This is a genomic window from Flammeovirga sp. SubArs3 (assembly GCF_947387565.1).
Classification (GTDB): Bacteria; Bacteroidota; Bacteroidia; order Cytophagales; family Flammeovirgaceae; genus Flammeovirga; species Flammeovirga agarivorans.
In genome coordinates this window covers 661690-674415 of record NZ_CANDOA010000004.1, presented here as the reverse complement: position 1 = coordinate 674415, position 12726 = coordinate 661690, and the positions used below count along the sequence as shown (strand labels likewise).

Below are 12726 nucleotides of genomic sequence, written 5' to 3'. Positions count from 1 at the left end.
AAAGGCTTTTTTTATGTCTAATAATAAGAAAATCCACTTTTTTTTTGATTAACTGAAAATTAACGGACCCATTATTACGTATTTTTACGTAATAATACTTACTTTTGAATTAAGGCATTACGTAAAGTATTCTGATTATAAAAATCCCACATTATTTATAAACAAGAAACACAAACTGTAGTGTACTAAAACAAACACATGCTTTAGGGGGAAGATTCCTTCCCCCATTTTTAAACAAAAAGCGCAGAAAAAGATGATGAAAACAATCTCAACGTATAAATCTACTTGTTCTTACTGTGGTGTTGGTTGTGGAATTGATGTCCACAAAGACAGCAAAGGAAAACTGATGGTTGAAGGAGATCCTACATATCCGGTCAATAAAGGTAAACTTTGCTCAAAAGGAATGAACTTACATTATGTTGTACAAGATACTTCTGACAGATTACTATATCCTCAGATGAGATGGAGTAAGCAACATGATTTACAAAGAGTGGATTGGGATACTGCTTTCACAAGAGCTGCAGCCGTTTTTAAATCGATTATCAAAAAACATGGACCTGATGCTGTCGGTATGTATGTATCAGGACAATGTTTAACTGAAGAATATTATTTAGCAAACAAACTAACAAAAGGCTTCTTCCAAACAAACAATATCGACACCAACTCAAGACTTTGTATGAGTTCGGCAGTAGTTGGCTATGTGAAAACATTAGGCGAAGATACTGTACCTATTTCATATGAAGATATTGAGTTGGCCGATACTTTTATGATTGCAGGTGCCAACCCAGCTTGGTGTCATCCGATATTATTTAGAAGAATAGAAGCACATAAGGAAGCCAACCCTGATACAAAATTAATCGTTGTAGATCCAAGAAAAACTCAAACATGTGCTCTTGCAGATTTACATTTACAACTAAACCCTGGTACAGATATCGTACTTTACCAAGCTATTGGTAGAGCGATCATTGAAGAAGGTGATTTAGATTGGGACTTTATTAAGAACAATACAGATGGTTTCGACAGCTACCGTAAAGAGGTAATGTCGAGAACATTCAAAGAAGCTTCTGCGATTACAGGAGTTACTATAGATGATATCAAATTAGCAGCTAGATATATTGGCAATGCCAATGCCTTCATTAACATGTGGGCAATGGGTCTAAACCAATCTGCTCAAGGAACAAACAAAAACTTAGCTTTACTAAACCTTAACCTTATTACAGGTCAAATTGGTAAACCTGGTGCAGGGCCTTTCTCATTAACGGGTCAACCTAATGCAATGGGTGGTAGAGAAGTTGGTGGTATGGCTTCTTTATTAGCCGCTCATCACGACCTTAAAAATCCAGAACACAGACAAAAAGTTGCTGATTATTGGGGCGTTGATCATATCCAAGAAAAGCCTGGTAAAACTGCTACTGAGATGTTTGAAGCCTTAGCTTCAGGCGAAATGAAAGCAGTCTGGATTGTGTGTACCAACCCAATGGTCAGTTTACCTGATTCAAAATTAGTTGAAGAGGCTTTAAAGAAAGCAAAATTTGTCATTGTTCAGGATATCTCAGGTAAAGCAGACTCTATTGAACATGCTGATCTTATTTTACCAGCTGCAGGTTGGTTGGAAAAAGAAGGTACGATGACTAACTCTGAAAGAAGAATTAGTCACTTAGAAAGAGTAATTCCTGCTCCTGGCGAAGCACTACCGGACACAGAGATCTTCTGTCGTTTTGCTCAGAAAATGGGTTACCATGGTTTCGATTACCAATCTACTGAAGATATTTTCAGAGAACATGCTCTTTTAACGAAGGGTACAAATATCGATATCGCTGAACTTACTTATGATATTCTTAAGAAAGAACGTTCAGTACAATGGCCTTATATTAATGGTAAAGGAACAGATCGTCTATTCACAGACAATAAATTCTATACACCAAATAATAAGGCTCAGATCCTTACAAACGGTCCACAAAATGAATCAGACACCATTGACCCTGATTATCCATTAGTACTTACGACGGGACGTATTAGGGATCAATGGCATACTATGACAAGAACAGGCAAAGTGAATAAGTTGAATCAACATATTGGCTTACCATTCTTAGAAATCCACCCTGATGATGCTAAAAGCAGAAACATCAGTGATGGAGATACTGCAGTAATTCAAACGCATAGAGGCGAGTGTAGAGTAAACGTAAATATCACTCAAGACATTAAAAAAGGTGTCATCTTTATGCCAATGCACTGGGGTAAGATAAGCAATGAGATCTTTGGTAGAACAAATAACTTGACTGCTAATCATATCGACCCTATTTCTAAAGAACCAGATTTCAAATTCTCATCTGCTCAGGTCGTTAAATTCAAAAAACAACCAGAAAAGATTCTTGTTATTGGTGCCGGTGCTGCTGCTTACAGATTTGTTTATACTTATAGAAATATAAACAAAGAAGATACGATCGAAGTATTCTCTAAAGAAAGTACACCATTCTATAACAGGGTACTATTACCAGAGTATGTCAATGAAACATTACTGTGGAAAGATTTACAAAAGTTTGATGATCTCACGGAATTCGACGAATTAAATATCAAACTACATTTAGGTAAATCGATTCAAAGTATTAATAGAGATGAAAAAGAAATTATAGATCAATTTGGAGACAAATACAACTATGACAAATTAATCATCGCTACTGGTAGCCGTCCATTTGTTCCAGCTGATGTGCCAATTCATTTAGAAGGGGTATTCACAATGCGTAACAAGAAAAACGCAGATAAGCTGAAGCAATACATGAACGGTAAAGGTTCTGTTGTAATTGTTGGTGGTGGTTTACTTGGACTTGAATTAGCCGCTTCTTTAAGAGAAATAAATATTGATGTTACAATTGTACAGTTAGCATCAAGATTAATGGACCGTCAATTAGACCCAATTGCCAGTGAACTTCTACTAAATCACGTTGAAGATAAAGGAATTGAGGTACTTCTTAATGACCAGGTACAAACAATAGAAAAAGTCGGAGACAAAGCTTACAAAGCAAAACTTAAAGGTGGTAGAACCATCGAAAGCAATGCTATTGTATATGCAATTGGTACAAGACCTAATGTTGAACTAGGTAAAGAGGCTGGATTAAAGACATCGAGAGGTTTATTAGTTAATGAATATCTTCAAACTTCTGATCCATCTATTTTCTCAATGGGTGAGATTGCAGAATTTGAAGGTCAATTAAACGGTACAACTGCAGGTGCTGAAGAGCAAGCAGATTCTTGTGCAAGATTTATTTCTGGTGATTTATTGAGCAGATACTCAGGTACTCTTCCAATGAATATCCTTAAATTCTCAGATCTTTCTTTATGTTCTTTAGGTATTGTTGATTATCCAAGAAAAGATAAATCTTACGAAGAAGTAATTTTACTAGATAAAGCTGAAGCTTTCTACAAAAAATGTATCATTAAAGATGATAAATTAGTAGGAACAATATTACTTGGAGATAAAGCTGAGTTTGCAGATTACAAAAAACTTATTGAGTTAAAAACTGAGCTTGGAGATCGTAGAACAGAACTTCTAAGAGGCAAGAGTGATGCTGAACCTTTAATGGGTGAAGTCATTTGTTCTTGTGGTAATGTTGGCTCTGGAAATATAGAAAAAGCACTAAACAATGGTTGTACAACACTAAATAAATTGTGTGAGTCAACAGGTGCTGGACTTGGTTGTGGTAGCTGTAAAACAGAACTTCAGAGTATTCTTAAAACTCATGAAGAAAAATTACTTACTTTGTAATCCACTAAATTAAATCAACAAATGTTAGATCAAGTAGAAAACACGACATTAGTAAAAGAAGATCTTGTACGCGTTTTTATTAAAGGTGGAATATCTTCTCCAGGTGATTTACTTCAAATTATTCAAGTCGCTGAAGAAATAGGTGTTGAACACTTACACTTTGGATCTCGACAAGATATATTATTTGCTTCTCCTAATATCAGTAGAGCAAAATTAAGAGAAACTTTCGACTCTATTAAAACCACATATGATTGTGATGGGGAGTCGTATCAAAATATTGTTACTTCTTATGTAGCATTAGATGTAATTCCTAGTACATCTTGGTTAGCTGCACATACATATCATTATATCCTTGATACTTTCGACTTTCAACCAAAATTGAAAGTCAATATCACGGATCCTTCTCAAACTATGGTACCTCTATTTACAGGACAATTAAATTTTATTGCTTCCGAGAAAGACGGGTATTGGCATTTATACATTAGAGAAGAGGAAAATGCTGAAGTATTATGGGAATGTCCTAACCTGATCTATAACTATGACATTGCAAAGGTGGTAAAAGCCTTTGAAGGGTTATATGTACCAGGTAAAAACATTGAAAGTGCTAAAGTATGGAAGACTATTGTAAGTAGCTTAGATATTAACACCCTTGCAAAAGGTGATAAATTGAAGCTTCCTACTGGACCTTTCCCTTACTATGAAGGTATGCATAGAATGATCAGTGGAAAATATTGGTTAGGGTTATATTGGAGAAATAATAAATTCGATATTCCTTTCCTAAAACAAATGTGTGAGCTTTGCCTAAAAACAGGTATTGGTAAAATCACATTAACTCCATGGAAATCGTTTATTGTAAAAGGTATTGATAATAAACATATCATTAATTGGGAAAAATTACTAGGTAAGTTTGGTATTAATGTTAGACACTCTTCATTAGAACTTAACTGGCACTTACCCGTATTGGACCAAGAGGCTCTTGACTTAAAGAATTACTTAGTTCGAGCTTTAGACAAGCAAGATATCAGTACATATGGCTTAACATTTACCATAAAGACTAAGCCTGTAATTTTATTTACATCTGTAGTCATTGAAAGTATTGAATCTAGTAATGGAAGCACTTATAATATTCTTTATGCAAAGGACTTTAACTGTAATGAGCCTAAGTATATCACCTTTGTCAAAAGAGTACCCAAAGAGGCCATTCCTCCAATTCTAATCGAGTTAAGTCATCTATATTATGAGAAGCTAGACAATAGTAATTATGATATCGATGAACCAAAACAGACAAATACTTCTCAAACTGTAAAAGTTTATCAATGTAGTAACTGTTTAAGCATTTATGATGAAAGCTTAGGAATGCCTGAAGAAGGAATACCAAGAAATACACAATTTAATTTCTTACCAAGCTCATTTACTTGTCCAACTTGTGATGCTGACAAAGAATCATTTCAAGAAATTGAGATGCCACAATAAATTAAAAAAGCACTTGTATTTATTTACAAGTGCTTTTTTAATACCCCATAATCTAACAATCCTTGATATGGATCTCCTTTAATTCCTAATAACATTGAGAAAGCGGGTTCAGTTTTAATACCTGACTTTTTCAAAGCTAATACCTCCCGCCTAAACTCCTCTCCTTTTTCTTTCAAAATAGAATACTCTATCAACATATGCCTGTAGGCATTTTGCAAAGACACAGGTTTATCTTCTCCATATATCTCAAACTGAAATCCTTCAAACTCAAAAGAAGATAGAATAAATTGATCTTTCTCTTCTAATTTGAAATGTTGATAGGATTGAAAGTTTTCATTTAGTAAATGTATAAACCGTTGCCTATCCTTTACTTCACAAATTAAATCAAGATCACTCTCAGGTAAATTTATTTCAATGGGTATAGTACCAGCTAAGGTGATATCAAAATCTTTTAAAACATGTAAGATTTTACTTTTCAATAACACCTTATATGAAGCTTGCTGAATGGAATTCCCTTTCGACAAATATTCAATAGATTTGAAATCTCTCATATCCTAAGGATGCGAAAATACCCAATGAGAACCATCTTCAAAATATTCTTTCTTCCAAATAGGCACTGTTTCTTTTAAAGTATTTATAGCATACTGACAGCCATCGAAGCTCGCTTTTCTATGAGGTGTTGATACAGCTATCACAACTGCGATTTCTCCTACAAGGCAGTCACCGAGAGCATGAACTATACTTACCTTATCTGCCTGATATTTTTCTTTCACACTATTAGCAATTTTCTCCAATTCTGAAATGGCCATTGGTGTATAAGATTCAAAGAATAGCTTTGTTACTTTATTTCCTGTTGGATTATCTCTTACTGTTCCAATAAATACATCAATCGCTCCACAATAGTCCGATTTTACGCTATCTATTATCTCAGCTACATTTATTTCTTTTGTCTCTTTTAACTCAATCATAGTCTTGTCAATTATTTATATCATCCCCCAGACATTGGTGGAATTAAAGCCACCTCATCATCACTCGTCACTTTTTCGGTACCATCAGCATGCTCGCCATTAACAGCAAGAGCAATAGATCTTAGTTTGGACAATTCTGGATACTTTACTTTTAGCTCTTCTAATAATTGACTAGAAGTTTGTTCTGATTGTGACAATTCCCAGTCTAGAATATTACCACCAATGATATCTTTAGCGATACCAAATAATAAAATTTTCATACTTAAAATTAAGCATATTCCTTGTGACAAATAAGTTCAGTCACATGTTTTTATAATAAAAAAAGGCATCTACCGAAGTAGATGCCTTTTAAAATCTTTTCTCTTAAGATTATAAAGAGATACCCATGAATGACATGAATGCTAATCCCATCAAACCAGTGATGATGAAAGTGATACCTAATCCTTTTAATGGATCTGGAACATTCGAGTATTTCATTTTCTCACGGATCGCTGCTAATGCAATAATTGCAATTAACCAACCGATACCTGAAGAGAAACCATATACACCTGCCTCAACAATAGTATATTCTCTTGGCACCATAAAGAATGCTGCACCTAAGATCGAACAGTTTACCGCGATCAGAGGAAGGAAAATACCTAGTGAACCATAAAGTGATGGGGAGAATTTCTCAATAATCATTTCCACTAACTGTACAGTCGAAGCTACTACAGCAATGAATAAGATATATGTTAAGAAGTCCAAGCTTACGCCTGCATACTGCTCACCTAACCAAGATAAAGCACCTTCTTTTAAGATATAGTTATAAACTAACCAGTTTAGTGGTACAGTAATCGTTAATACGAATGTTACCGCAGCACCAAGACCTAATGCTGTGTCCACTTTCTTAGATACGGCCAAATAAGAACACATTCCTAAGAAATAGGCGAACACCATGTTGTCGATAAAGATCGACTTGATTGCCAGATTTAATAAATCCATTTTGTGATCGTTTTTTTAAGATGATTGTTCTAAGCCTCTTCTACGTAACCGTTTCTCCAACGCTGAACCCAAATGATTAAACCGATGATAATGAAGGCACCTACTGGTGAAGTCATTAAACCATTGTTCACATAAGCTTCAGGTAAAACACGGATATCAAATAAAGTTCCTGATCCTAATAACTCTCTAAAGAAAGCCACAATCAAGATAACCCATGCATATCCAAATGAAGAACCAAGACCATCAAGAATTGAATCATAAGGTTTGTTCGCCATAGCGAAAGCTTCCAAACGACCCATTACAATACAGTTTGTAATGATTAGACCTACATATACACCTACTACTTTTGATACATCATATAAGTAAGCTTTCAATACTTGGTCTACAATAATTACAAGTGATGCTACAATACCCAACTGAACGATGATACGAATACGTTGAGGAATTGCGTTACGTAAAAGCGATACAATTAAGTTAGAGAATATTACTACGAATGTAACGGCAATTGACATTACTAACGTAGGCTCTAATTTTGATGTTACCGCTAAAGCTGAACAGATACCCAATACTTGTACTGTTACTGGGTTATCGTCATCCAAAGGATCAGTCACGATCGCTTTTCTTCTCTTAGAGAATAAAGCTTCTGACTTTTTTGCTGCTACAGTTTCTGTGCTCATTTCTTTCGCTTTTTGCTGTTTTATAAATTAACAAATTTCGATCTACTGGGCCATAGAAACCGCAGAAGCACCTTTTTCTAAAAATGGCTTATACTCTTTCAAGTATCTGTCAACCATTTCGTTTAGACCATTTGCAGTAAGAGTTGCACCTGACAAACCATCAACTTCATAGTTAGGTAGATCTGCATGACCTTCACCTTTCACCATAAAGATTGGTGTAAGCTTACCACCATTAAAGATCTTTTTACCAATGTATCGGTCTTGTACTTCCTTATCACCGATTCTAGCTCCTAAACCTGGAGTTTCACCTTTGTGAGAGAATACTACACCTCTTACAGTCTGAAGATCTGAGTTTAACGCGAAGTAACCCCAGATGTCATTCCAAAGACCGTAACCATACATAGGTAAAATATAGCTATCAACACTCTTACCATCTTTACTCATGAATTTGTAAATAGGTAAAATTGCGTCTTGACCTTTCTTTAATTTTTTCCATTCTTTTGAAATATCTAATTTCTGAAGAACAGCTGCATCAATTGCTTCACCATTGATACCTACCACTTGGATACGGTTATCATAAACTTGAGCAATTTCTGACTTTGGAGACTCACTCATTTCTGGAAGTACTGAAAGCATAATTTGCTTTTTAGTATCCAAAGCGATCTCTTCTTTTTGCTTCTCGTTAAGAGAAACTGCAGTAAAAGACAATACACCACCAAGGATAATCGTCATTGCTACTGCAAAACCGATGACATAACCGTTAGACTGTTGCACGTTTTAATCTTCGTTTTTTGTTTGCATTTACTACATAATGGTCAATCAATGGAGCTAAAACGTTCATAAGAAGAATAGCTAACATGATGCCTTCTGGGTACGCTGGGTTTAACACACGGATGATTACCGTCATTACACCGATAAACGCACCATAAATCCACTTACCTGTGTTTGTTTGAGAAGCAGAAACTGGGTCTGTTGCCATAAACACGATACCGAAAGCAAAACCACCAACGATTAAGTGATAGTATGCAGGCATTTGTAAGTAAGTAGCACCTTCTGGAGCAAGAACGTTTAATAAAACACCCATTGCTAACGCACCTAAGATACCAGAAACGATAATTCTGTAATCTGCTACACGAGTCCAGATTAATACTAAAGCACCAATCAAACACATTAATGCAGAAGTTTCACCAATAGAACCTGGGATTAAACCGATGAATGAAGTCATTGCTAACTCCGCAGGAGATTGAACCCAATGCGCATTATTTGCAACAAAATCAGCAACAGCAGTACCTGTGTTTTGAGCTTCTACAGCTAAACCTAGGAAAGTTGCACCAGTATAACCGTCAACAGTTGAAAGACCTTCGCCTAATTCGATCCATACTTTATCACCAGAGATTTGAGCAGGATAAGCGAAGTATAAGAATGCACGAGCAGTTAAAGCTACGTTCAAGATGTTCATACCTACACCACCAAAAACTTCTTTAGCGATTAACACTGCAAAAGCAGATGCTAAACCAACTTGCCATAAAGGTAAAGAAGCTGGAACTACTAGAGGAATTAAGATACCTGTTACAAGGAAACCCTCTGTAATTGGGTGATTTCTAAACACTGCGAACGCTGATTCAACAGCACCACCTGCAGCATAAGAAACTATAATTAAAGGTAAAGCCAACTTCAAACCAAATAAGAATTGAGAAACAAATGATGCTGTCTCAGGATCTTGAGTGGCAATTGAATGCTGGTAACCTACATTCCAAATACCAAAAATAATTGCAGGTAAAAGAGCGATAACTACTGTAAACATAACACGCTTTAAGTCTACAGCGTCACGAACTTGAACACCTTTTGATTTTGTTACATCCGGAGGAGTAAACATAAAGGTTTCACCTGCTTCGAAAACATAGTAAAGCTTTTCAAGCTTACCGCCCTTTTCGAATAAAGGCTTTTGTTTTTCTAAGAGATCGTGTAAAAATTTCATTACTTCTTAAGCTATTTATACTTAATAATTTTGCACCTAAATTAGTCCAAACGCATTGTATCCAAACCTTGACGAACGATTGATTGGATGTCATGCTTAGATACATCAATAAATTCGCAAAGAGCTAAATCCTCTTCTGCAACTTCATAAATACCTAAAGCTTCCATATTCTCATAATCGTAAGCTAGGATGGCCTTCAACAAATACATTGGGTAAATGTCCATAGGAACCACTTTTTCAAATGCTCCAGTAACAGCAAATGGTCTGTCTTGACCGTTTGTGTTAGTATCTAAAGCATATTCTTTTTTAGTTGATCCTAATAAACCAAATGCTTTGTGGAAAGATAAACGGTTTGTAATTGGTGCTAACCACCCATCAGATAAGAAGAAACGAGATTTGTTACCTTCTTCTAGAGCAGTTACCATGTTCGAATAAAAACCTAAGAAACCATCTTTAGTGATTTTAGAACCAGTTAAGATGTTTCCTGAAACTACACGAACATTATCTCCCTTAATTTTCGCAGCTGCGATTGTATCTACGCATCCACCTACATATGTTTCTACATACTCTGGTTGATCAGCTTTTGGTCCTGCAACAGCGACAACTCTCTTTGCATCATACTTTCCATCTTTGAAAAGTTTACCAATTTGAGCTAAACCTTCAGGTGAGATTGTCCAAACTACGTCGTTCACATTAGAAATTGGTGCAGTATGGTGAATTTGAACACCTACGTTACCTGCTGGGTGAGGACCAGTAAATTTGTTTTTCTCAACACCTACAATACCATCAAAAATTTGAGATGGTTTTGCTCCATTTTGACCAACATAAACTTTAGAAGCAAACTTCTTAAGTACATCGATACCTACTTGAATGTAGCTTTCTTGTCCTTTTAAAGTAAACTCATAATTTGGTGCTAATGGATGGCTATCGAATGCAGATACAAAGATTGCTCTTGGTTGATCAGAAGGATCAGCAACGATTGCGTATGGGCGACGAACTAAAAGTGGCCAAACACCGCTTTCTAACATCACTTCCTTCGCCTCGTCAGCACTGATTTGATCAACAGGCTTCACTGGGAATTCTTTGTATTCATTTTGACCGTCAGCTTGCACAACTACAGCAAGCAACTTACGACGCTCTCCTCGTTGAATTTCAACGATTTCGCCGCTTACAGGTGAAGTATATTTTATTGAATCTAGTTTCCCATCAATTAAGATTGGGTCACCTGCCTTAACTTTTGCGCCTACCTTAACCACAGCTTTCGGACGAATCATGCCCGGAAAGTCTTCTGGTTTTAAGGCGTACTTTTTGGGTGCATCAACGTTTTTGGCAATGCTTTCAGTAGCTTTGCCCACTAAGTTGATATCAAACCCTTGTTTTAATCTCACGTTATTAGACATCGGATATTATCGAGTGACAGAGTAAACGCTCCTATAATTTTCTTCGCAAACTTACTAAATTCAAATTTGCCATGAAACTTAAAACGGCACGGATTTTATATGAAATTCTAAAAATTACTGAATAACATTGATAAGATTGATTACTTTAACAAAATATTTGTAGTTTTTGTTATACGAAAAAAGGTATCTTGTTACGTTATATATAAAAAACAGTCATCAAACCTAACTAAATATGCAAACGGTGAATAATACTGAGATTGCTGCTATCTGGGATCAGATCAAGCATAGAAAAGATGTCATAACTATACACAACCTTCACTTTGTCAAGGTTTTAGACCAATCTTTACAAAACCCTCATCTAATTACTTGGGATTTCGACAACAGAGAAGTTTGTATTTCTGAAGTACCCTACGTTAACACTGTGGACGATGAGCCAATCAACTTAAAAGACTTCAAATATTTATGGGTGGTCAACGACAATCCAAGCAACCATGCCTTATTTAGAATCTTACTAAATAACGATGGTAGAACAATTGATTTGAAAACTTTATTCCATCCTGCACATCAGCAGCAAAAATTGGAGGTCAAGTACCTTCCATTTACTGCAGATAAAGAAGTAGTTGCTGAATAATTAGTCAATAAAAAAGGGAGTATAAACTCCCTTTATTTTTTTATAGCTCAAAGATCACATCATCATTGGGTACTCTTACCCTTTCATTGTAGATCCCACCTTCAGCAGCAGGTCCACAACCGATAATCATACTTATTTCTGCATCTTTTGGAAGCTTCAATAACTTCTTCACTCGTTTACTATCGAAGCCTTCCATGGGACAAGTGTCATAGCCTTCTGCTTTCATAGAATACATAAAAGTCATGGCCGCCAAAGAAACACTTTTATGTAGAGTAACTCTTACATCAGTCTTCGTCACTTGTCTTACCATTGGCCTTTTGGTTCCGATTGCCCAAGCAAATATCTTCTTCCCTACACTTTTTAAACCCAACTTGTCATTGTTGTAAAGTGTTGGAATTAATTTTTCATAATAACTAAGTGCTCTTTTCTTAGACTTGTCGTCCATACTAGGCTTTTCGTCAAAAGAAGACTTCATTTTTTCTAAATTAAACGAAGCTCTTTCTTTCCAAAGAGTTGGTCTAACTACAAATAAAACTAGTTCACGAGCTGTTGAAGCCGCCTTCTGTTTCATACATAAGTTGGCAACTTCCTTTTTCAAATCGTCAGATTTAATTCTATAGAACTCCCACATCTGCATGTTTGAACTGTTTGGAGACAATGTTGCTCTCTCTAAACTACGTTTTACAGCACCGTGATCGAACTCTACATCCTGATCATAAATTCTAACAGACCTTCTTGATTGTACTAAATCATCAAAATTCTTAGCGTTCGAAGTCATTTTATTTTGTCCTATTTCTTAAATTAATTGTCAGAATGTAAACCATTCTATGCAACAATAACATCAATTACCTATAA

General features: G+C 35.7%; 12 protein-coding genes. 3 read left to right on the top strand and 9 right to left on the bottom strand.

Features of this window, described 5'->3' with window-relative positions; genetic code table 11:
* Positions 1-256 precede the first annotated feature (256 nt).
* Positions 257-3763, top strand: a complete 3507-nt coding sequence (locus QL232_RS15080) for a nitrate reductase (RefSeq protein WP_281614733.1) — start codon at positions 257-259, stop codon at positions 3761-3763.
* A gap of 21 nt (positions 3764-3784) precedes the next feature.
* Positions 3785-5236: a rubredoxin gene (locus tag QL232_RS15075; protein WP_281614704.1), complete on the top strand. Its 1452-nt coding sequence runs from the start codon at positions 3785-3787 to the stop codon at positions 5234-5236.
* Between the two features lie 23 nt (positions 5237-5259).
* On the opposite strand, the gene QL232_RS15070 is transcribed toward QL232_RS15075, so the two are convergent.
* The 8 genes from QL232_RS15070 to QL232_RS15035 form a co-directional block, all read right to left on the bottom strand.
* Positions 5260-5787, bottom strand: coding sequence for a DUF4269 domain-containing protein (locus tag QL232_RS15070; protein ID WP_281614703.1), 528 nt, complete (start codon positions 5785-5787; stop codon positions 5260-5262).
* Between the two features lie 3 nt (positions 5788-5790).
* The gene (locus QL232_RS15065; RefSeq protein ID WP_281614702.1) at positions 5791-6204 is read right to left on the bottom strand and encodes a molybdenum cofactor biosynthesis protein MoaE; all 414 of its coding nucleotides are present in this window, start codon (positions 6202-6204) and stop codon (positions 5791-5793) included.
* Positions 6205-6224: 20 nt separating this feature from the next.
* Positions 6225-6464, bottom strand: a complete 240-nt coding sequence (locus tag QL232_RS15060) for a MoaD/ThiS family protein (protein WP_281614701.1) — start codon at positions 6462-6464, stop codon at positions 6225-6227.
* 109 nt (positions 6465-6573) lie between these two features.
* Positions 6574-7185 carry an NADH:ubiquinone reductase (Na(+)-transporting) subunit E gene (nqrE, locus tag QL232_RS15055; RefSeq protein WP_168881418.1) on the bottom strand — a complete coding sequence of 204 codons (612 nt, stop codon included), beginning with the start codon at positions 7183-7185 and terminating at the stop codon, positions 6574-6576.
* Between the two features lie 29 nt (positions 7186-7214).
* Positions 7215-7862, bottom strand: a complete 648-nt coding sequence (locus QL232_RS15050; RefSeq protein WP_168881419.1) for an NADH:ubiquinone reductase (Na(+)-transporting) subunit D — start codon at positions 7860-7862, stop codon at positions 7215-7217.
* A 42-nt stretch (positions 7863-7904) separates the two neighbouring features.
* A complete protein-coding gene (gene nqrC / locus QL232_RS15045; RefSeq protein ID WP_281614700.1) occupies positions 7905-8636 on the bottom strand; it encodes an NADH:ubiquinone reductase (Na(+)-transporting) subunit C in 732 nt (243 codons plus the stop codon).
* Positions 8623-9840 (bottom strand): NADH:ubiquinone reductase (Na(+)-transporting) subunit B, encoded by a 1218-nt coding sequence (locus QL232_RS15040; protein WP_168881421.1) that lies wholly within the window; start codon positions 9838-9840, stop codon positions 8623-8625. The genes nqrC and QL232_RS15040 overlap by 14 nt, the downstream gene beginning before the upstream one ends.
* Before the next feature lie 41 nt (positions 9841-9881).
* Positions 9882-11240: a Na(+)-translocating NADH-quinone reductase subunit A gene (locus QL232_RS15035; RefSeq protein ID WP_281614699.1), complete on the bottom strand. Its 1359-nt coding sequence runs from the start codon at positions 11238-11240 to the stop codon at positions 9882-9884.
* A 232-nt stretch (positions 11241-11472) separates the two neighbouring features.
* On the opposite strand from QL232_RS15035, the gene QL232_RS15030 reads away from it, so the two are divergent.
* The gene (locus QL232_RS15030) at positions 11473-11871 is read left to right on the top strand and encodes a hypothetical protein (protein WP_168881423.1); all 399 of its coding nucleotides are present in this window, start codon (positions 11473-11475) and stop codon (positions 11869-11871) included.
* 40 nt (positions 11872-11911) lie between these two features.
* Here the strand turns inward: QL232_RS15030 and QL232_RS15025 are convergent, their stop codons facing one another.
* Complete coding sequence (locus QL232_RS15025) at positions 11912-12649, bottom strand: nitroreductase family protein (protein ID WP_281614698.1); 738 nt, start codon at positions 12647-12649, stop codon at positions 11912-11914.
* Positions 12650-12726: the final 77 nt, after the last annotated feature.

Bases quoted from the DNA above. Each gene is read 5' to 3' on its own strand.
- QL232_RS15080 (WP_281614733.1), top strand. From the start codon at position 257: ATGAAAACAATCTCAACGTATAAATCTACTTGTTCTTACTGTGGTGTT.
- QL232_RS15075 (WP_281614704.1), top strand. From the start codon at position 3,785: ATGTTAGATCAAGTAGAAAACACGACATTAGTAAAAGAAGATCTTGTA.
- QL232_RS15070 (WP_281614703.1), bottom strand. From the start codon at position 5,787: ATGAGAGATTTCAAATCTATTGAATATTTGTCGAAAGGGAATTCCATT.
- QL232_RS15065 (WP_281614702.1), bottom strand. From the start codon at position 6,204: ATGATTGAGTTAAAAGAGACAAAAGAAATAAATGTAGCTGAGATAATA.
- QL232_RS15060 (WP_281614701.1), bottom strand. From the start codon at position 6,464: ATGAAAATTTTATTATTTGGTATCGCTAAAGATATCATTGGTGGTAAT.
- nqrE (WP_168881418.1), bottom strand. From the start codon at position 7,185: ATGGATTTATTAAATCTGGCAATCAAGTCGATCTTTATCGACAACATG.
- QL232_RS15050 (WP_168881419.1), bottom strand. From the start codon at position 7,862: ATGAGCACAGAAACTGTAGCAGCAAAAAAGTCAGAAGCTTTATTCTCT.
- QL232_RS15040 (WP_168881421.1), bottom strand. From the start codon at position 9,840: ATGAAATTTTTACACGATCTCTTAGAAAAACAAAAGCCTTTATTCGAA.
- QL232_RS15035 (WP_281614699.1), bottom strand. From the start codon at position 11,240: ATGTCTAATAACGTGAGATTAAAACAAGGGTTTGATATCAACTTAGTG.
- QL232_RS15030 (WP_168881423.1), top strand. From the start codon at position 11,473: ATGCAAACGGTGAATAATACTGAGATTGCTGCTATCTGGGATCAGATC.
- QL232_RS15025 (WP_281614698.1), bottom strand. From the start codon at position 12,649: ATGACTTCGAACGCTAAGAATTTTGATGATTTAGTACAATCAAGAAGG.